This is a genomic window from Dolichospermum flos-aquae CCAP 1403/13F (assembly GCF_012516395.1).
Lineage (GTDB): Bacteria > Cyanobacteriota > Cyanobacteriia > Cyanobacteriales > Nostocaceae > Dolichospermum > Dolichospermum lemmermannii.
In genome coordinates this window covers 1063833-1085837 of sequence record NZ_CP051206.1, presented here as the reverse complement: position 1 = coordinate 1085837, position 22005 = coordinate 1063833, and the positions used below count along the sequence as shown (strand labels likewise).

At 37.7% G+C, this 22005-nt stretch carries 16 protein-coding genes; 4 read left to right on the top strand and 12 right to left on the bottom strand.

The features are described from left to right. Positions 1-20: 20 nt before the first annotated feature. The 5 genes from HGD76_RS05570 to HGD76_RS05550 all read right to left on the bottom strand — a co-directional run bounded on the left by HGD76_RS05570 (position 21) and on the right by HGD76_RS05550 (position 8076). Positions 21-785 (bottom strand): flagellar motor protein, encoded by a 765-nt coding sequence (locus HGD76_RS05570; protein WP_168695200.1) that lies wholly within the window; start codon positions 783-785, stop codon positions 21-23. A gap of 94 nt (positions 786-879) precedes the next feature. After that, a complete protein-coding gene (locus tag HGD76_RS05565) occupies positions 880-2775 on the bottom strand; it encodes a hypothetical protein (RefSeq protein WP_168695199.1) in 1896 nt (631 codons plus the stop codon). A gap of 66 nt (positions 2776-2841) precedes the next feature. Beyond that, entirely contained in the window at positions 2842-6081 is a 3240-nt protein-coding gene (locus HGD76_RS05560) for a tubulin-like doman-containing protein (RefSeq protein WP_168695198.1), read from the bottom strand. A gap of 18 nt (positions 6082-6099) precedes the next feature. Continuing rightward, on the bottom strand, positions 6100-7248 hold the full coding sequence (locus HGD76_RS05555) for a VWA domain-containing protein (RefSeq protein WP_168695197.1): 1149 nt from the start codon (positions 7246-7248) through the stop codon (positions 6100-6102). 453 nt (positions 7249-7701) lie between these two features. Continuing rightward, positions 7702-8076: a c-type cytochrome gene (locus tag HGD76_RS05550; protein ID WP_168695196.1), complete on the bottom strand. Its 375-nt coding sequence runs from the start codon at positions 8074-8076 to the stop codon at positions 7702-7704. A 563-nt stretch (positions 8077-8639) separates the two neighbouring features. On the opposite strand from HGD76_RS05550, the gene petG reads away from it, so the two are divergent. Next, positions 8640-8753 carry a cytochrome b6-f complex subunit V gene (gene petG / locus HGD76_RS05545; protein WP_015078754.1) on the top strand — a complete coding sequence of 38 codons (114 nt, stop codon included), beginning with the start codon at positions 8640-8642 and terminating at the stop codon, positions 8751-8753. A gap of 116 nt (positions 8754-8869) precedes the next feature. Here petG and rsmD read toward each other — a convergent pair whose 3' ends face one another. Together rsmD and hisH are read right to left on the bottom strand one after the other, a co-directional pair. Continuing rightward, positions 8870-9451: a 16S rRNA (guanine(966)-N(2))-methyltransferase RsmD gene (gene rsmD / locus HGD76_RS05540; protein WP_168695195.1), complete on the bottom strand. Its 582-nt coding sequence runs from the start codon at positions 9449-9451 to the stop codon at positions 8870-8872. 66 nt (positions 9452-9517) lie between these two features. After that, the gene (gene hisH / locus HGD76_RS05535; protein ID WP_015078752.1) at positions 9518-10153 is read right to left on the bottom strand and encodes an imidazole glycerol phosphate synthase subunit HisH; all 636 of its coding nucleotides are present in this window, start codon (positions 10151-10153) and stop codon (positions 9518-9520) included. A gap of 66 nt (positions 10154-10219) precedes the next feature. Between hisH and HGD76_RS05530 the strand changes: the two genes are divergently transcribed. Next, positions 10220-10765: a C15 family peptidase gene (locus HGD76_RS05530; RefSeq protein WP_168695194.1), complete on the top strand. Its 546-nt coding sequence runs from the start codon at positions 10220-10222 to the stop codon at positions 10763-10765. 38 nt (positions 10766-10803) lie between these two features. After that, positions 10804-12162, top strand: coding sequence for a DUF3370 domain-containing protein (locus tag HGD76_RS05525; RefSeq protein ID WP_168695193.1), 1359 nt, complete (start codon positions 10804-10806; stop codon positions 12160-12162). A 199-nt stretch (positions 12163-12361) separates the two neighbouring features. On the opposite strand, the gene HGD76_RS05520 is transcribed toward HGD76_RS05525, so the two are convergent. Both HGD76_RS05520 and pheA read right to left on the bottom strand, forming a co-directional pair. Continuing rightward, the gene (locus HGD76_RS05520) at positions 12362-13099 is read right to left on the bottom strand and encodes a GDSL-type esterase/lipase family protein (protein WP_168695192.1); all 738 of its coding nucleotides are present in this window, start codon (positions 13097-13099) and stop codon (positions 12362-12364) included. 217 nt (positions 13100-13316) lie between these two features. Then, on the bottom strand, positions 13317-14168 hold the full coding sequence (gene pheA / locus HGD76_RS05510; protein WP_168695190.1) for a prephenate dehydratase: 852 nt from the start codon (positions 14166-14168) through the stop codon (positions 13317-13319). A 110-nt stretch (positions 14169-14278) separates the two neighbouring features. Between pheA and HGD76_RS05505 the strand changes: the two genes are divergently transcribed. Then, on the top strand, positions 14279-14878 hold the full coding sequence (locus HGD76_RS05505) for a DUF1997 domain-containing protein (RefSeq protein WP_168695189.1): 600 nt from the start codon (positions 14279-14281) through the stop codon (positions 14876-14878). Positions 14879-14891: 13 nt separating this feature from the next. Here the strand turns inward: HGD76_RS05505 and HGD76_RS05500 are convergent, their stop codons facing one another. The 3 genes from HGD76_RS05500 to HGD76_RS05490 form a co-directional block, all read right to left on the bottom strand. Continuing rightward, on the bottom strand, positions 14892-15536 hold the full coding sequence (locus tag HGD76_RS05500) for a ribonuclease HII (protein ID WP_015078746.1): 645 nt from the start codon (positions 15534-15536) through the stop codon (positions 14892-14894). Positions 15537-15762: 226 nt separating this feature from the next. Further along, entirely contained in the window at positions 15763-17892 is a 2130-nt protein-coding gene (gene rne, locus HGD76_RS05495; protein WP_168695188.1) for a ribonuclease E, read from the bottom strand. Between the two features lie 895 nt (positions 17893-18787). Further along, positions 18788-21391, bottom strand: a complete 2604-nt coding sequence (locus HGD76_RS05490) for a TIGR03960 family B12-binding radical SAM protein (RefSeq protein WP_168695187.1) — start codon at positions 21389-21391, stop codon at positions 18788-18790. Between the last annotated feature and the right edge of the window lie 614 nt (positions 21392-22005).

Sequence of the window (22005 nt, the reverse complement as noted above, 5' to 3'; positions counted from 1 at the left end):
GATAGATGAAGTATGATTTTTTATCGAACTTCCTGCACTTCTCCCAACCGTGTAAATCGGATTTCAATTCGTCGTCGAGTGACATCCTCTTTCCTCGCTATCCCTGCAAATTTTCCATTTGGTAATATTAATTGTGCCGCAGAATAAGCACGAAATGATAGTCCAGATAGTTTACCTTGTTTTTTCTGGATATCACCCATCACCTTCACAACTGACAAAGCCCGCATTAATCCTAAATCAGCATTAGAACCAGCTTGTAGTTTTCCTACTTGTAAGTTACCACTAGCTACATTTTCTAAATTTACATCTAAATTACTAGTTACTTTACTATTAGCTTGTCCGTCTGTGTGTCCGATTATTTCTACTACATTAATCCCATATTGTTTAGTTCTAGCTTCTATTTCCGGTACTATTTGTTTCAATATATAAGTTGACATTTTCGCAGGAATTTCCGCACTACCGGAAGCAAATCTATAATCTCCTTGATCTTTTATGATTATGATTGGTGGTGTATCTGTTGATTGTTTTTCAGACTGTAGTTGTAGTTGTATTTGTAAATATTTTACTTGCTGCTGTAATTGTTTGATTTTTAAAGCTAACTGTTCTGAATTTTGAACACTTTGATTGATATTTTTACTAATCTGTGATTTATTGATTTGTGATATGATAATAGTTAAAAACAAAAATAAAACCAATATCATAAACGCATTAGACATTAAATCAGTAAATGCTGGCCAAACGTTTAGATCTTCATTATATTCTGTGTAGCGTGAACGACGAGCCATAATTGCAATGTTTTATTTTTGTAAATTTGTTAGTCAATTTAAACAGTAGGGTGTGTTAGCACCAGCGTAACGCACATTATGTATCGGTATTTGTCTAATCAAGTTTTTGTTGATATTCCTCAAGATTCTTGATTAATAGCTCCAAACCTTTAATATTAGCATCAAAACCCTTCTTGTTGATATTAGTTTGTCTGTCAATTCCTTGAATAATGGTATTACTCACATTTTGATATTCAGAAATTAGTTGATAATTATTATTCTCTAATAATTTTATCAATTCTGATTGAATTTTAGTAAATTCAAGACTAAATTTACGAACATAATCATTAATATCATTCACAAATGTTTGCAGTTTTTGATTATTACCATCTATTTGGTTAGATGCTATATTAATAGTAGTATTCACATCCCTTGTATAGGTTTTCACATTTTCTAACAACTGCTCAATAGTTGTGATTAATTTATCAAAACTATTAACTTTATCGCGCACTCTTTGATCTAAATCATCCAGTTTATTAACTGCTTTTTCATAACTATTAGCTCCTTGCTGAAGTCCGGGAATAATTTCAGTGAGAAGATTTTGGTTATTTTGATGTAAATCTAATACCTGAATTGAAGTTTGGTTCATAGCTTTTATCTCTTCAGCTAAACTAATTAAACTCTGACTAGAATTTTCAGTTTCCGTTGCAACTTTGCTAATTAATTCCGTTGTATATGTTTTCACATTTTCTAATAACTGAGTCATAGCTGTAATTAATTGATCAAAATTATTGAATTTATCGCTCACTCTTTGATTTAAATCATCCAGTTTATTAACTGCTTTTTCGTAACTATTAGCTCCTTGTTGAAGTTGGGGAATAATTTCAGTGAGAAGATTTTGGTTATTTTGATGTAATTCTAATACCTGAATTGAAGTTTTATTTGTATTGTTTATTTCTTCTGCTAACTTAATTAAAGTCTGACTATAATTCTGAACCTCCGTTAAAACTGTTTTAATTACTTCCGTTGTTGCTGCTAAACTTGTAGCTGACTCAGAAAATTTCTGCTGTGTATTACTCAAATCTACAACAGCTAATGATAATTTGAGAGGAAACTGACTTTGATTAAAAGTTTCAGCAGACTGTTTAAATATCTGAGATGTTGTATTTAATGCTGACATTGAACTTCTGAACTCATTAGCAGCACTAGATATAGTTCCAGCAGAAACTGTAAATTTTTCATAAACCTGTCTAGCTAAATCTGTAGTTTCTTTATTCCCGTCAGCAATTTGTTTTGCGACTTTTCCCATAGATTGTTCTACAGCTTTTCGCACTGTTTCCCCAAAGTTTGTTAAAAATTCATCTTGCTGGGATACCATTTTATTAACTATTTTATCAAGACGGGTATCACCCTGCACTTCAGGAAAATATACATTATCTAGATAATCTTCTAAAGAACTAATTAATTGATATTTTGCAAAACTAGTATTCCAGATACCATTGGATATTGTTAATATAGAACTCAAGCAAATTCCTATCAAACTCGTACTAAATGCAATACTCATTCCTTGTAATGGTTTCTTTAGTTCAGAGACTAAATTATTAATATCACTAGCATTGGTTTGATTAATCGTTTGACTAAGGGTAGATAAATTAATAGTGATACCTAAAAAAGTTCCCAGTAACCCAAAAGCTAACAGTAAATTTGGCAGAATTCGACATAAATAATCTATTTGTTCACAGGTAAATCCCTTGATTGTTTCCTGACTATAAATCTGGTCTATTAATGCTGCTGTATTTACCTGTTCTAATTGTTTACTAGCTTGTTCAAATCTAGCTTCTAATGTTTGGATAATTTTCGGTTGTCCTTCCGCTGATCCTGTTTTGATTAATCTTTGGACTTTATTAGTCAAAAGTATTAAATAGCGATAAAGAGATATGCGAAGAAGAATAGTAACTATAGTAACTATAGATAGGATGATGAAAACTAAGTAAAGTAGTAATAGTGGCATAAAAATGACCTTTGGTAGTGCAAGAAGTTTGTGAGAATTGGGTAGATATGAACTACCCATGAAAAACTATAATGGATATTGCAGAAAGATTTTTTGTTTTTCTCGCTCGTATTCTTCTGGAGTCATAAAACCCTCATCTAAATCTTGTTTAAGCTGCTCTAATTCTTGTCGTCGTCTTGAACGATTATCAGAAGAATTAGCAACTATTTCCCCCACAATAGATTTTTGAGTTCCTGTATTGTTTCTTGGTAAAATTGACTTTGTGTTTATAAATTTTGCTTCCATTTTATTCAAAAAACGATTTATAGCCCCCTCCCTTGTATTATCAGTAGTATTCCTTGTATCTGTATATACTCTTGTCTTATAGAGAGAATTAGGACTATCTTCGGAAATTCTGGTCAGCTTATCAGGAAATTGACGCAATTTGGGTAAATATTCATTTTCCCATAATGTTGGATTATTTTCCATTTCTAAAATTGTATTATCCAAAATTTGCTTTAATGCTTCAGTCATATTGGGGTTACTAGCTAGATATTCCAAAGATTCTATCCAAATTCCACTCAAGGAAACAGTATCATAACTATTCTGAAAATGGTCATAATATTGAAACTCTAATTCTTGAGTAGCATGATTTTCTGCTAACAGTTCTAATGCTAAACAAGGATAAAAAATATTTTCCACTTCTTCCATTTTTCCAGCATTAGGTGGCATAATATCAGGAAAGGATATACGATAATCATTATGCAAAAAAGATTTACCAGAATTTTGTTCTCGTAAATATGGATTTCTCATTCTTTCCAGACTACTAATTAATCTCAAAGGAAACGCAGCATATTCATTAACAATTAATATCTCATCATCTGCTTGAACTTCTTTTAATTGACTTTGTTGAACAGATAAGTCCTGTGTTAGCAAACTTTTAAACTGTTTGACTTCTAATTCATCTGTATTCTTATAACCTACTAATTTACTACTTTTACCAGTCTCATCTCGAAAATAAGGATCATTCAAATTTAAACGCAAAAGTGGTTGAGCTTCTTGCATAATTTGTGCTAAACGAGTTGAACGCGCAGCTAAGGAGTATTTTTGCATGAAGCGTTTAATCACAGAAGTAACAATATTGCTACCTCGAAAAGCAAATAAACTATCAATTTTCAGATCAATTTCTTGTTTTATCTGAGATTGAGTAGTACGTTCTATATTCAGGAAAAAAGCTAAAGATGCTCCTCTACCATTTTCTTCGGTAAGTGCTGAACTTGCTAAGACTAATTGAGGACAAACATCATTTTCTGGGATCATTGTTTGATAGCAAAGTTCTATATCTTCAGTATCAAAAATTGCCTCTCCACTCATTTCATCGAAATTCAATTGTTTTAATTCTCGTTCCTCTTTTTCATAAGCACTTTCTAAGTCCTCTACTAAACTACTAAAAGCTGCAATTTGCTTTTCTTTTTCTTGAACTTGCTTTTGTAATTGATTGACAATTTTTAAAGTTTCTTGCAATACAGTTAATTCAAAATTATGCTTGATAATTTTGTAAACTTCTTGCATTACTTTTTTGCACTCCTCCTGAAATGGAATGTTTTTGAAATCAACAAAGGGAATACCTATTTTATTTTCCATATCTTCAATTGTTTGTTCTGCATTCTCCCATTTTCTTTCTACATCTTCTAAGCGCTTCATGCCTCCAAAATCGGTAATTTTCTCCTGTAAATCCCCTTGATATTTATGTAATTCGTGTCGCAGAGAATCTAACCAATTGCGTGTATTTTTAATGGAGAAATTAGGATCTACTGGTGTGAGTAATTGCATCACATAATCATCAATATTCCCATTAAGTTCTTTGGTAATTTTGGGAGTAGCTTGCATTAATTTCGTCAACCAATAACCGCGACTGCTTTCTGTTTCTCCTGGTTGCACTGTGCGAAATTGTTTATAAAACTCTGTTGCTAATTGCTGACGGATATTAGTGCGGTCATCTTTGTTTTTACATTCAGCAATTAACCGGGATAATTTATTTTGCCAATTTTTGAGACTATTACTAAAGGTCTTATTAGATTCTTCTACAGACTCTGCTAATTTATTAGTTAAACCATCTCGTTTGCCTAAGTCATTATGCCAATTATGTTGAATCAAAAATTGCTCAAGTAAGTTAATAGGATCTGGACTTTGACCTTTACCATTTAACCAAAACCTGACTAACTCTAAACCTACCTTAGCTAAAGAAATTTGGATAATAGTATCACGAGGAAAATAAATTGCTGACAGTCCAAATGTTAAGTATCTTTGGGTGTTCCGACGAGGATGTTTATCTGATTCAATCATTTTTTCTTTAAAATTATCCCTGTTGCCTTTCATTACAGGTGCTAATTCACCTGAAAAATCAAGAGCAATCTTATGAGCAATCACATTACATAGTTTACCTTGTGTCAGAATCTGATATTCTCCTAGCGTTTTATTAGAAATTAAATAAGCATAGTCAAATGGCTCTTTTTTATTTTGTACAATTACCGAATTTTCAAGATCATAAACTGCTTCAAAAGTTGTACCGGGAGTGCTGTAATAATTTAATTCTTTTAGAGCTGCGTAAGTATTTGTAATCATTTTGTTGGTATTGCCATATAAATCAGGACTAATCACTAAATAGGCAAAAATTTTAGCAGTTTCATCTCTATAGATATCTCTAAGGCTATAAGCAACATCTAAAAACATCCCACTTCCTGTACCACCACAGAGAGAACCAACAACAAAAATATTTAACCCTGGTTCAATTCTTAACCCCGATTTCAGCAAAAAAGATTCGTGTCCTCTCGTTCGGTTTTCTGCTGTTACAATTGATGTTTTAATTTTTTGGTAGTTGTGAAAAAAGGCTAGTCTTCCTACAGGTCTTATACATTTTGCTCCGTCTTCAATTGCTCCAACATCTTGCAATAACCCATGAGGAAACCATCTTCCAATATGGTCATAAGGTCCGTAATTACTATATTCCGAACGCCGTTCTAGTCCTTCTACAAACATGGTGACATCTCTTGATGACATGGTAGCGCTGACTTTTTCAGCTTCTTTAAAACTTAAATCAACACCATGATAGGTACTTCCTGTTCTAATCCCTGTGACTTGTGTTGCTGCTTTATCTGTGTCTATATGAACAAAACTGACAATTGGTAAGTTATTTAAGTCTCCATAACGGTCAACAATTAATCTTCTAATTCGCATTAATACATCTCTACCAGTTCCCCCTAAACCGATACAAATTGTCCGATTAATTCCTCTAGTTTGGTTTTCCTTTGCAGATGCTTGAGTCATGATGTTTTTCCCTATAAACTATTTCTTGATTTTGATAGATATTTCGTAGTCTTTTTGGCGTGAATCCTGGCAATTTAGGGTAAAGTTAGCACTTGATATGAGAGTTCGTGATGTAACTTTTTTATTGTTAAGTTCAATTTTTGTATCTTCTGTGGGAACTAAATAAAGTTTTTCTCCTTTCCGTTCTAAATATGCTTGTAATTCTCCACCTCTAAAGTCAATAGAATGTATACAGCTAGGATCATATTCACCAATAGCAATTTTTTTATTATTTGGTAATCTACATATTTGTTCTTCATCTTCTCCATCATCTTCTAACTTAATTCGTACCTCCCATTTTTTTTGCAATTTAGCATATTTTAATATACCCCCTACCATTGATGCAAGTATTAATAATAAAATTAAACTTGGTAGCCATAGCTGTTTGAATAAATAAGGATTAACTAAACAAGTTTCTTGTCCTCCTGGTATTGGTGTGCAAACTTCTTGAACTGTAGGATTAATGTCTACTACAGATAATGTATAATCTTTATTATCTTGGTTTTTAATGATGAGCGATCGCTCTTTGAATGATAAAGCCTTAATCCAACCCTGTCTTTCCTGACTTTCCGGTGATGTCGCAATTCTGAAAGGACTATTAGCAGGAGTTTCTATCCAAACTTCGGAAGTAATTCCTGGTTTAGTAGATAACGGTGCATCAGTAATCCAAACAACCGATTGCGGCTTAATTAGTTGATTTTTGGAAACTCGATTTTGATTAATCTGGGCAATACCTTGATATACTATTAACTCTGCTCTTTGAATATCTGTTCCATAGCGGTTAGGGTCAGAATTAAAAGGAATTTTCGCTAATACTTTATTAATATTTTCCGAATTTTTATCTCTAAAATATATGGGTGTTCCTAATGGATTTTCAACAGAGATAACGGCATCAAAAACCAAATTTTGAGCAAAGGGAACAACATAAACAGAATCACCAGGTTTGAGGCTGTCTTCAACTATTTGACGTAAATGAATCCGACCTTGATCATTTAAACCTACACTTTCCGTGATATCAATAGCTAAAACCACATCACGTTTACCCCCACCCCACAGGGATACTAACTGTAAGCCATTTCTTTGCGTATCAGTCAGTGGTTGTCCAGGGGTAATTTTTGTCAAAGTCACAAACCCTATAGCCCATTAAATAGTGTGTATCAGAATTATTACACAAAGAGTCTTAAAGTTTTCGTCTTTACGCCTTGACGCGAAACATAATTTATATAGCTATTATGTAACGCCGTCATATCATATCATGTATACTTCTTATTAATTATCAGTTAATACAAATCCACAATTGTGAGTCCCGAACCCCTGGAAAATTTTTTGATATTGTTGTCCACTGCTCAACCCCTACAAATCCAGGTTTTTCGTAATTTTGCAGAAGTCCATTTTCTAACTGTGTTTAAGTAGGAAAAACAAAATAAAAACGAGGGTATTGCGTTTTGTAAAATGGCTGAAACTCAATCAGCATCTCGTATTAAGACAGCTTTACATATCGTTACATACCTTTGAATTTTTCTGTTCCCTGTTCCCTATTGCCTCTTTTAACGAGTGAATTTAATTTTGTCTGACAAAAGTTCATAGACTTTCTAGATAGCTTAAAAGGTCTGCCATTTCTTGAATACTGGGCTGGAATTTTGGCATGGGGGGAGTTTCACCGCTAGTTACTTGATGAATCAGTCCATAGCGGGATTTATATTTGGAGATTTCACGTAAACTTGGTCCAACTAGTCCATTTCCTTCTAAACCATGACAACCAGCACAGTTGATTTGGAAAATAGCTTTTCCCTGGACTGGGTTTCCCTGGAGGGATAGAACACTTTTAACATAAGGATCAGAGGCTTTTACTATCTCAATCCCAAACAGGATTAATGGGAGGGCTATCAGCATCGCTACGGTGAACATAACGAACTGTTGAATTAGGGTTTCAGGTTTGATGAGCTGGTTATCCAAAAGGGTTGCTTTGACAATGTGCAAGTTTTCATTTCCTACACATAGCTTAAAATTTCTTGATGGTGTTCGCAAGTACAAATGATAATTTTTATAAGGGAAATGCCGAAAACCCTTGAAGATGTAGCTGACTAAGTCAGCTACATCTGTGCTTTAGACAAGGGATGAAGGCTAGAGGCTTTCCTTTATCCTGCATTGACATTAATTTAAAAATTTGAAATAATTTCAAATTATAATCCATATTCGTGAGACAATTAAATTGTCAGCAAAGACATTAAAAACCTACCGGGGGACTCTCGGAAAGTTACGCTTGTCAGAGATGATTCTGCCAGTAATGGCAAACAGGATCAGGGCAAGAACCCAAATATTTAAGGAACCCTGCCTGAAACTGGGATAACTGAGGGATATAGACTGAAACTCTCTATAGAATCCCCGCGTCTTTAGACCGGGGAGTGTCAACTAGTATTTAGATTTAAAACTGTTATGGGATGGGGGATTATTGCCAAATTTGGTAAAATCAAAAACAGGACACGAATCTTTCCATAATTACAACAAGGAGCTTTACAGTGGTTGAACCCCTACTATCAGGTATTGTGCTTGGTTTAGTTTTTGTAACTTTAAGCGGATTATTCTACGCTGCTTATAGACAATACAAACGTCCCACCGAATTGGGCGGCTGATATTAATTGATGAGTTGGGAGTGAGGAGTCACCGAGTCAGGAGTCAGGAGTCAGGAGTCAGGAGTCAGGAGTCAAGGAAGAAGAAAGAAGAAAGAAGAAAATTCTCCGTCTATTCCCTATTCCCTATTCCCTATTCCCTGTTCCCTGTTCCCTGTTCCCTGTTCTTGATAAAATGTCAAAGCTGTTTTGCCATAGCTTTTTTGACGGCAGATTTCCCAGTTGTCAATGTTTGCTGGTTGCCAATTTCTGTAACGATGTTCGACGGCTATTTCTCCTTGGCAATCTAAAAGCTGATATTGAGCGATCGCTTGTAATACTGGTTCATATAATCCACTAGTATAAGGTGGGTCAAAATATATTCTGTCAAATTTTTGACCTGATAATTTTTTTAACTGTTGGGTGACATCTCCCCGTAATAGCTGAAATTTTTGGTCTGGCTTGGCTACCTGTTGCCAATTTTCTTGGATAATGGCACAGGATTGACTAGATTCTTCAATGCCGATAACGACGCTGGCTTCCCTGCACAAAGCCTCCGCACCCATAGAACCACTACCGGCGCACAAATCTAACCAGCGACAACCAACGATTGTTCCCTGCCAAATATTAAACAATGCTTCCCGGACTCGCGCACTGGTAGGTCTGGTATGTTCACCTGGTAAAGTTTTAAGCAGACGATTCCCGTAAATTCTTAGACTCATTACTTAATTGATCATTAAATCTTCAACTTTGAGCAAATAAACACCTGAAAATATTACAAACTTTTGTTAAGCAAAAACTTTTTCACGGACTTGAGCCACAAAATTAGAGAGAATTTGCAATCCGACATTTGATGATTTTTCAGGATGGAATTGGACAGCCATGAGATTTTCATGAGCGATCGCTGCTGTAAAACTTTGATCACCATGAGTCACAGTTGCCGCGCGAACTTGGGGATTTGTGGGTTCAACATAATAAGAATGCACAAAATAAACCCAAGGATCGATAGGTAAATGTTCCCATAAAAGACTTTTTGGTTGGTTAAGTTGGAGTTGATTCCAACCCATGTGGGGAATTGTCATCCCCGGTTGAGAACGAAAACGGCGGACTTTTCCGGGGACAATTCCTAGTCCTGGTAACGTTCCTTCGGCGCTGGATTCAAACAAAATTTGTAATCCTAAACAAATACCCAAGAACGGTTTACCAGAAGCGATCGCATCTTTAATCGGTTGTTCCAAACCACGCGATCGCAAATGTTGTACCGCTGGATCAAATGCTCCCACTCCTGGTAAAACTATAGCATCTGCTTTTGCCAACTCTTGAGAACAATAAGTAACGAGAGGGGTCGCACCAGCTTTTTCTAATCCTTTGCAAACAGAGTGCAAATTTCCCATATCGTAATCAACAACTGCAATCACTGCCATTTAGCTGCTCCTTGTAAATTTATGAGGGAGGGCTTTTAATTATTCTAATTCTAATTATTATTTATAATGCAAAAAAAAATACTATTAACTTCTTTTGACATTTGGTTAAGCCAACAAGAGTCAAATTCATCCGATGACTTGTTACTCGGACTAGCCAAAATGGCTTCACTCTCCCATGATTTAAAATTTTTGCACCGTCTCCCTGTCGATGTGCAACTGGCAAGTTCTCTCGTCATTGCCAAAATTAATGAACTCCAACCTGACCATATTATCTGTTGTGGTATGGCTGCAAGTCGTTCCCAATTAAGCGTAGAAGTCCTTGCCAGTAGGACAAGCACCTTGCCTGTAGAGTCTACAAATTCCCCCGAAAATATGTTACAAACCAGCGTTGATCTCGAAAAATTATTAGTCGGAACAGCAGCAGTTGAGATTAGCTATGACTGTGGTAAGTTTGTTTGCGAGGGACTTTATTATTCAGTCTTGGACTATTTACACCAGTCTCAACTCTCAATTAAGTGTATTTTTGTTCATGTCCCAATTTTCAACCCAGAAAATTTGCCAAAGATAATTGCTGATTTTATTGTGATCATTAACAACTTGGCACTTCTCTAGAAATATTAACGTCTGTTTAAACAAATTTACTCAGTATTATGTTGCCACTATTACTAGCTTTAACTCTTGCTCAAGCTGTTCCTGCCACACCACCACCAGAAGAAATATTACAAATACAATCAGTCCGTCCTTTACCGGGAAAATTGGATTCAGTGCCGGTATTTAATAGCAATAGTCCAGAACTGGTATTAAAAGAAGGAATTTTACTTTCTACCTTTCCCGCAACGGGAAAAAAAGTCACATCAGCCCATTTAGATTTTCCCTTGCGTGGACAGTTTGATATTTTTGCCCATCATATTGCTAAAGCTGACCCACCGGAAAATTTACGTTCTTTGTATTTGGGCATCATCTTACATAATCCTGGTTCTCAACCGGTGAGAGTAAATATATGGCAAGGTGCGAGTTATTTAAGTCAACCAGATGCCCCATTTAAGGAATTACCATCTTTAATCCCCAATGATTTAGGAACAGTTTTTGCAGGTCCTGGGAGTCGAGTCATGTCTGATATTTTGAGAGGAAAAAGACAAGATATTTTTCCCTCCCAAATTGTCATTCCCCCAGGGAAAAGTCAGATGTTATTAAATTTACCAATTCCCGTCCAAGGACTAACACCCCCTTTAAATGGTCGTTCTACATATCTGCGACTGCGAAGTAATGGTAATGTTTACGCCGCAAGTTTGGCGATGTTTGCCCGGACAAATACTGACGGTAGTGAGCGATCGCCTAATTTAGCAGAATGGCAAAATTTATTAGATAATGGTGAATTATCCACCCCTAGAGATAAAGTCCCCACTCCCATCACAGGAAACAACAAACCGACAATTTACGGGCGTGTAGCCGGAGTATCTAAGGGTTCTCGATGGTTAGCAGATATAGTAGATACACCGAAAAGTAAGTATTTAACTATTCCTCAACCTGGTGCAGCGTTTTCCTACGGTTTGAGTACCTTACATGGGGGAACATTAGGAACAAATCAAATTCAAACCGCACCCATGTTAGTGCGCTATCCTGATACTGCTTATTACGCTCATGGTAATTATGGGATTCAATATAGTCTCAAGTTACCTTTATACAACAATACTCAAAATCAACAAACTGTGAGCATTGGTATCCAAACTCCCCTCAAAGAAAATCAATTAAGTAAACCTGGACTTCGCTTTTTTAAGCTACCAGCGCGTCAAATCTTCTTCCGAGGGACTGTGCGCTTACGTTATCAAGACCAGGGAAAATGGCAAAATAAATTTGTGCATTTAATTCAAAAGCGTGGTGAAACGGGAGAACCTTTGGTATCGTTGAATATAAAACCAGGAAATACATCTTTAGTCCAAGTTGACTTTCTGTATCCACCAGATGCTTCACCACCACAGGTTTTAACGGTATCAACTCAAGCTAAGTAGGTAAACAGCATTAAACTGTAGGGGTTTAGCAATGCTCATTGGTGTGAAATTAAGGGTAATTAAAAGAATGCAGAATTTAGAATTTAGAATTTAGAATTACGTTTTGCAACGGGGATTTTACCCCGACGCAAAACCCGCTGCTTGTAGAAGCAGGGGACTTTAACCCCCAAAGGTAAGTTAATAAATAAAATCCCTATTTTCATCTAAATTCTTGTTGCAATTCTGCCCCATAATCAGCTTGACAATGATATTTCGATAATTCTTTCCAGTTAAGTACAGATTCTAGTAAGTCCTGATAACCCAGTGTATTCGGGTGCAGTCCGTCATTGGTAATCCGTTCACTTCTCCATCCTTGACTACGTTGCATCCATTGATCAAAAATATCTAAATAGGGAATTTGTCTTTGTTCACAAGCTTGCCGTGTTGCTTCTTTGTAGCGGTATTGGTCAGCGTGATTGTAGAATAAACAATCCAGAAAAGGCATTTTGGTTTCATCTACGGGAACCATCCCCACAAACAGCACAGGACAAAGTTGTTTTGCTTGATCTAGTAATGTGGCGATTTCTGATTCAAACTGACTAAAATCTGTGTAGTTTCTGCCTTTGGGACTTCTTAATCGAGGTGTATCGTTCACACCGACAGATAAAATAATCAAGTCTGGTACACGATTGCGGATTTCTCCCCGGTGGCGAAATTCCACTTCTAAGCGTTGGGCAATTTGCTGTGTGCGATTGCCCCTTACTCCCAAATTATAAAGCACATGACCCACACTATCCGGTAGCATCCACCACCGTCGCAGTTGTTCCACCCAACCACCTTTTTCTGGATCACCGTATCCATATACTAAGCTATCTCCCAAGGCGACAATCTTTAAAGGTTGACAAAGTTTTGGCGATACAGATAATTGCATTAAGGTAGAAGTCTGAAAACTTGACATTTTAAAAAGTAATGTAATGGATATTTGCAGAAGATTCTATTACAGGAGTCACCGAGTCAGGAGTCACCGAGTCAGGAGTCACCGAGTCAGGAGTCACCGAGTCAGGAGTCAGGATGAAGAAGAAGGAAGAAAAAAGAAGAATAGTTTTCACCAATCCCCAATCCCCAATCCCCAATCCCCAATCCCCAATCCCCAATCCCCAATCCCCAATCCCCAATTATAAACTAATGGGTAACACACTATAGCTACCAAAAATTTTCAAGATTTCTGTATAATTTTGTAACTCTCCTAAAGCAGATTTCATCATCTGTGCATTCACATCTGCTTCAATATCCAAATAAAATAAATATTCGCCCAAAGAACGTTTTGTAGGACGCGATTCAATCCGACTGAGATTAATACCCAAACGAGCAAATACCGCCAATGCTTTCATTAATGCGCCCGGTATATTAGCTGGTACACTGAATGCTAAGGATGTATGAGTACAATCAATGGGATGATTTTCCTCCGTGCTAACCACCCAAAACCGAGTGCAGTTTTCTGGGTAATCATTAATACCATTAGCTAAAATAGGTAAATTATACAATTGCGCCGCTCGACTAGAAGAAATTGCCGCTGTAGTTACTTCCTGTTTTAATCTCTGTAGTGCTTCAGTAGTAGAATTACTAGGAATTAAATTGACATTTGGTAAAAAACGTGACAACCATTCCTGGCATTGAGCTAACGCTTGGGGATGAGAATAGACAGTTTTAATAGTATCTAAGTTAGTTGCATAGGAAATTAATGTATGTTGAATTGGTAAAACTAACGCTAACTGAATTTTTAAATTATCCAATTGCCATAAGCTATCCAGTGTCATGTTGACACTACCTTCAATAGAATTTTCCACAGGTACAACAGCTATTTCTGCTTTTTTATCTGCTATAGCTTGTAGTGATTGAGCTATGCTAGGATAAGGATATAAATTAGCGATAATGCCCTGATGGGTTTTTAACCAGTTGAGATAAAAAAAAGCTGCTTGTTCGGTATAAGTTCCCTGTGGACCTAAATGAGCGATTTTCAGATTCATGCTTTTAAATTTGGCGAATTTAATTAATAATGAAATGAAAGTTTGATTTTTTAGCAATTTAAATTGTTAAAAAATATTACAATAAAAAAAACAAATGGTTTAATTTGCTCATGGTTACTAAGTTTATTGCCTCTCAATCGGTGGAAATTTCCGTTCCTAAGCAATCTATTCCTATTCAACACTACTTGCGTCAACCTCAACGTTTGGTCAATGCCTTAGCTGATAATACAAGAATTCAACAACTTTCTGACGAAGTTTTTCGGTTAAAAATGCGTCCTCTGTCTTTTATGTCACTGAGTATTCAGCCAACCGTAGATATGCGAGTTTGGGCAGATACCAGCGGTACAATTTATTTGCGATCGCTCGGTTGTGAAATACTGGGTTTTGAGTATATTAACGAAAGGTTTGCGCTGAATTTAAAAGGCTATTTATCACCAGTTCAACTCAATGGTGAAACTCACTTGCAAGGGAAAGCTGATTTGGAAGTTTTAGTAGACATACCACAACCATTTTCCTTTACACCCAAATCAATTTTAGAAACTACAGGGAATGGATTACTCAAAAGTGTGCTACTGACAATTAAGCAAAGATTGTTACATCACCTCTTAGCAGATTATCGGCATTGGGTAATCTCGCAAACTCAAAATAACGAGATTGATCATAACATTCCTGATAGCGGTAGAGTGACCAAGCCATATTACCAACTTTGAATTTTGAGTAGTTTTAAGATGGAATTTGGCAAGGACGAAAAGAACGCCGATGTAAAGGTGAGAGTCCGTATTTTTGAAGTGCCAGTAAATGACGCGGACTTCCGTAACCTTTATTCCGTTCTAGATCATATAAAGGGTATTTTAATGCTAACCGTTGCACCAAATCATCACGCCAAACCTTAGCCATAATACTAGCTGCGGCAATATTAAGCGATAGTTCATCACCCTTAACAATTGTTTCTTGTGGTATTGGCAAATTCTTCACCAACTGATTACCATCAATCAAACACAGTTCAGGCTTTACCTTCAACTTCAAAACAGCCCGCTTCATAGCTAATAGAGTTGCCTGTAAAATATTCAACTCATCTATTTCCGCAGTTGTAGCATAACCAATTCTCCAGTCTAACGCCAGGGTATTAATTTTTTCAGCTAGTTTAGTTCTGCGAGAGCTAGACAACTTTTTACTATCCTTAATGTTATCTACCATCAGGATTGATAAAGCCTCTACTGGTAATATAACTGCCGCTGCCACCACAGGACCAAATAAAGCCCCTCTTCCTACCTCGTCCACACCCCCAACTGCACCCTGCATATTTGAGTAGCTAGAAAACTCTAACCAACTCGAATTATCCCAGAGTGCAGGTTTAATTTCTCCCATTGTCTAAACTGTGATTTGTGTGATTTGTTTGATTCAGATGATTAGTCGTAACTATGATTTATGTAATTGATTTAAGTAAGTAAGTAGACGAAAATAAATCAAAGTAGATTAAGTAATGTAAAAAATCTGGAATTTATTCCTCACTACAAACTTTGAATTATTCAAGCCGTTCTACCTACCTACTTAATTAATTAATCAATCACATAAATCACACAAATCATGAAAATCATAGTCCGAAAACATCTGGATCTAAGGCTGATGAACGACGACGACGACGACGATTAGGAGTAGATCCATTATTAGTTTCAGCTTCTATTTCAGCTTCTATTTCAGTTTTTCCTTCAGTTTCAGTTGCTTTTACTTGGGGAACTATTGTCAATTCTGGGAATATTGCTAATGGTGGGAAAGATGATTCTTCTTCTAGCTCAAAAGTTGGTTGCGGTATTTTAATGGTGACAACTTCAGGAATTGTCTTTTCCATTACAATTGGTTCGGGGATAAATTCAGTTTCTTCAATAGGTGATTGTCCTGGTTGGACAACATTAATAATCACCGATCTTGGATTTTTTCCCTCCCGATCTAACTTGAGTAAAGGAGAAATTCCCATTTCAGCAAATGTATCTTGTTCCTTTGCTGACATTTCCACATTAATAATCTCTGGTGGTTCTACCTTAATCGGTTCTAGTTTGACTTTTGCCCGTTCTGGCCTTTCTGTCCAACCGGATTTATTAATAGTAGGTGGAGCGATTTCTGGGATTGGTAATTCAGGTTCTTCTAAGTCCAAATCTGCATCATTGACAAAAGCTAAAGGATTGGTAGGTAAGCGGGATTCATCTTTATCATTAGCGCCATTCACACCAATACGACTACGACGAGTCCGGGTACGGCGCTTATCATTTAGTTCTTGGTAACTAGGATGATTAATCAAATGGAGAGAGCTAAATTCTGGTTCAGTTTCAAAACCATCTCCAAAACCATCATAGGTATCGCGGGATGTGGCTTGGGCTACGCTACCAATATCAGGAATGCGGGTAGGTGCAGGTGTCCGAGATTCCCTTTGTGGCATCGGTACAAACCGCTCTGGGATGTCCGCAGCCGGAATGGGTAAGCGGTTTTCCGTTTCTCCCGGTAATCTGACGGTATGTCCTAAACCGCCGCAAGTAGGACAAGTTTCGCCAAATAATTCATAAATGTTTTGGCCTTGACGTTTACGAGTGAGTTCAACCAAACCTAGTTCAGTCAGTTGAGCAATTTGGGGACGAGCTTTATCAGCTTTTAGAGCTTTGTTAAAGTGTTCTAAAACTTGCATTTGATCACGTCGAGATTCCATGTCAATGAAATCAACCACAATCACCCCAGCAATGTTCCGCAACCGTAACTGACGAGCAATTTCCGCCGCAGCTTCGCAGTTTGTCCACAGCACTGTTTCTCTAGCAGTTGCGGAACGAGTAAAAGAACCGGAGTTGACATCTATGACGGTTAAGGCTTCTGTTGGTTGGATGATGACATAACCACCTGATGGTAAGTCTACTCTCGGTCTGAGGGCTTCGCGGACAGCCGCATTGATCCGGAAATATTCTAAGATAGGAGAGCGATCGCGGTGATGATCAATTAGCAATCCTTGGGGTGTTTGTCCACCACTCCAGTTTTGTAAATACTGCTTCACCCGTTTTAAGCCCGTGCTGGAATCAACAACAATGCGATTCACATCACCACCATACATATCCCTGAGAACGCGCTGAATAAAGTCATCATCACGATTCAGTAGAGCCGGCGCACGAGAGGTTACTGCTTCTTGTTGCACAAGTTCCCACTGCTTTTGCAGCACTTCTAAATCTTCAATGATTGCTTCTTCTGGCTTGCCTTCTGCTTCTGTGCGTACCAGCAGCCCCATTCCGGCTGGTTTTACTAGAATTGCCAAAGCTCTCAGGCGATTACGTTCACTTTCGCTCTTAATCCGTCTCGATAAATTTACTCCCCGTCCGTAGGGCATCAACACGACATAACGACCAGGTAAGGTGATGTTACCTGTCAGTCTGGGGCCTTTTGATCCCGTTGGTTCTTTCATCACCTGCACTAAGGTTTTTTGCTGTGGTGTCAACAGTTCTGTAATCGCTGCTGCACTACGTTTTAGCCTTAATGGACCTAAATCAGTGACGTGAATAAAACCGTTGCGTTCTGGGTCGCCGATATTGACAAAAGCCGCATCTATCCCAGGTAAGACATTTTCTACTACACCTAAATAGATATCACCAATTTGGTGATGACCAGTAGCTACAACGAGTTCTTGTATTTGATCTTCCGAAAATACAGCAGCGATTTGATGCTGCTCCGCGATGATAATTTGTTTTGGCATTCAATTTCCTCAAAAATTGGCAGCACCGCTGGGAATTACAAGGAAGTTCTCTGTTATCCCGCTTGTCCTGACGGTCGCTGCTACAAGACGCTACTAGTAATAAAAATTCGCAATTTGAGTAGCTCTGCAAAGTTATGAAGAGCTAACTAATGATACCTTGGGTGCGTTTATACGCTGGATTATTCCTGAATAGCTGCATATATTTTACGGACTTCAATCAACCGCCTTTGGCCAATTTTCCATACTATACGCTGCTATTTAAACTTTGGATATCCGTAGATATCTATTTCAAAGTTAACGCTTCATCAAGTAAAGTTGACTATATCTAAATAGCACACACTTTGTGTAAAACCTCCGCGTTTAGACACGGTTTCTTTTTGGGTTTACCATCTGCTGACGGGGGGAAATCTGCCTTTAGCACTGGATTCACTATCCGTGTTTTTACTAGAAAGTCTAGCTGGGTGCAGATAACTCACTGAGTCATCTTTACAAGAATTTTGGCAGGGTTTTAATCTCTGTCAATACTTACGTGGTATTTTTTACAATTAAACACACTTGCATTTGCAGCAATTGCATAAAAGCCCGCAATCAAAGCAAGTCTTATTTAAGAGATAGAATGTATCAGTGAATGGAGAAGTTGACGAAAGCTATTGTTAGTGATTGATTCACAAGGTAGCTATAGAGAGAGTGGTTTGTAATCAGCAGCGGAATTTGTCTGGGATACAATCTTAGAAGTTACACTCTTATATCTTTGCCTTCGCTCCTGTAATGATCACAGGCAGTGAATCAAGTCATTCAATGCAGCACCAGAAAATTTCTCTTGATTATCATTCTAACGCAACCTTGCGAAAAATCAATTCCCACAATGTCCTAATTTTTGGCAACTACTAGCAAGTTATCCAATAACTAGACGCTTGCGGTGGATATGCAAGAGGTGAAATTCTCCATTCGCCACTGTTTCCAGCATAGACAATATTTGCTCAGGACGCAAGATCACACCGTCGGGACGACAGACACCCAAATAACGCAATACTGCTGTTGAGTCTGATTCTCGGTTGGATGCTGAAATTAATTCTATCTCCCACAGGCGATCACGCAGATTTATTAATTGCTGCTTACCGGATTTAGTTGTATGTGCCGATAAAATCTCCTCTTGATTTTTAATAGTTTCAATCCAACCTTGCCATTGTGCCGGTTGTACCTCGCTTTGGGGTATAGACACTGTTAGTAAATACTCGGCTGCTTCTAGAGATTGGGTAGCAGAGGGAGACTTGATATCTACTTCTACCACATTATATATAGGGATGTCAGTAGGTAGCTGCTTAACCAATTGGGCATGAAAAGTTTCAATATCAATGGCTTGGGTCAACTCAAAATCAACAATTTCCCCTTCACTGGTAGCACCTAAAGTCAAAGCACTGGCTAGACAAATCCTCGGACCAGGATGAAAACCACCTGTGAATGTAATTGGTAAACTGGCACGGCGCATAACTCGATCAAATAGACGCATTAAATCCAAGTGACTGACCAAAGCCATATCCCCTTGTTTGCCAAAGCATACTCGCAATCGTTGAGCTTTGGTGGTGTTGGGAACAAAATCACCGATAAAGCTGGGAATGGGTGGTGCAGCCACAACCACATTATGACCGAAATCAGTGCCACAGACTCCACAATGAGAACAACCTTCAAAAGAGCAGTCAGGGACAATTGCGGCTTCTAGAGCGCGTTGGAGGTCTTCTTGTAGCCACTTTTTATCAATGCCAGTATCAATATGATCCCAAGGTAAGGGAGTATCCAAAGGTGAGAGGGTTTCTGGTTCTTTGTTGTCAGCAGCAAACAGATTCCATTCGCCATTTTCAACTTGACGGTATTTCCAGTCTAGACCGGCTTCGGTAATGGCTGTTTCCCAAGCTGTAAATGCTGCATCTACATTATCATACCAAGAATCCATACCTGCACCCAGTTCCCAAGCGCTACGTAACACTTTCCCCAGAGTGCGATCGCCTCTACCAATAAAGTCTTCCATGGCGGAGATGCGAAAATCCGTGAAATTTACTTTCACATTCTTCATTTTGCGAAACTCTTGTCGCAGGAGATTTTGCTTTCTCGCAAATTCCGTTGTGGAGACTGAATGCCATTGAAAGGGAGTATGGGGTTTGGGGGTAAAATTAGAAATGGTCAAGGTAAAGTTTAACGATCTTCGGCCTTTTTCCCAACATTCCTGTTTTAACCAGTTGACCGTTTCTACAATACCGATCACATCGGCATCTGTTTCACCGGGTAAACCAATCATAAAATACAACTTGATTTTATCCCAACCTTGTGACCAAGCTGTTTTTACACCTCGCAATAATTCTTCATTTGTCAAACCCTTATTAACAATATCCCGCATTCTTTGTGTACCCGCTTCCGGGGCAAAGGTCAACCCACCTTGGCGCGTACCTCCCAGGATATTAGCAATATTCTCATCAAATCTATCTACTCTTTGACTAGGTAAGGTTAAGGAAATATTGTCATTTTTTAAGCGATTTTTAATTTCCATCCCCACCGCTGGTAGGGCTAAATAATCAGAACAACTTAAAGACAACAGGGAAAACTCATTGTAACCAGTTTCCCGCATTCCCTTTTCTATAGCTTCTACTACTTTTTCCGGTTCGACATCCCTCGCTGGTCTAGTTAGCATTCCTGGTTGACAGAAGCGACAACCGCGAGTACAACCTCGACGAATTTCAATGGTGAGGCGATCATGGACTGTTTCTACATAAGGTACTAAGCCAATAGAATAGGCAGGAATGGGCGTAGCTACTCTTCTCAGGACTCTTTTGGGGACATCTGGACGCAGGGGATATACAGCCCCACCAATACCCATTTCATAGAACTGCGGCACATAGACACCAGGGATTTGTGCCAAGTCTAATAATAGTTCTTCTCGATTCCAGCCTGTTTTTTTCCCTTCTTCTAAAACCAAGCCTATTTCGGGAAGTAGTTCTTCACCATCTCCCAAAACGATGAAATCAAAGAAATCTGTATAAGGTTCGGGGTTAGATGTTGCTGTTTGTCCACCGGCAAAAATTAGCGGGTAATTTCCCTGTAACCGTTCTTCTCTAGTGACGGGAATTCCGGCTAAATCTAACATTTCTAAGATGTTAGTTGCGCCTAATTCGTAACTGAGACTAAAGCCTAAAATATCAAAGTCCGTTAACCACCGTTTAGATTCCACTGCAAACAGGGGTGTCTGCGTAGTGCGAAGTTTGGCGGCTAAATCCGCTCCGGGTAAGTACGCGCGATCGCATAATTGACGAGGTTGGGCATTCAAAATATTGTATAAGATGATATGCCCTAAATTTGATGCTCCTACCTCATACACTTCTGGATAGGTCAAAACCCAACGAATTGTTGCCGTATCCCAAGGCTTATGGACTGCTAAACGCTCATTACCCAGGTAACGAGCAGGTTTTAAAATATCCGATGTTATTAATTGTTCAACTAAAACAGCCACTTGCTATCTTCTAGCTACCATAAATTACAGCTAACCACTCTGATACTAGCATTAATTAGAGATTTTAACTTGAGTTCAATAATTTTATCTTGCAAATTTGGTGCTGCATGAATTATGTTTCGCGCAAAGGCGCAAAGAAGCAAAGGCGCAAAGTTTTAGGAATTATATTTAAATTATCATATAAGCTTTTATAAGTTTAAATTTGCATTTGGTTTGAAGATAACTTTTTTTCCTCACTTGGCTACAAGTTGGAAGTCTCTTTACTCAATCTTTATAGGTTGAGTGGGTTTATTTAAAGATTGTCATAAGTCAATGGTAAAGTGTACTTATATATACATTTTTTTTTAGCGAGTTAAAAAACAATCTACTTATGCCTTCTGAATGCAGATTAATCATCTGTCGCTATAGCAATACTATTGCTGAAGCTAGGAATGGAGGTGGTTTCAGTAAAATTTCTCTGTAGTTGTCAGCCCTGATTTTTACCTTTGTCGCTGATAAAAACAGAGTTACCGAATAACTGGTCTTGATTATTTAGTAGTGATCTAAATCACAGGGTCGAGAGGTATAAATCACCTTTTATACCGAACATTGTCTGAGATAATGACTAGTAACTG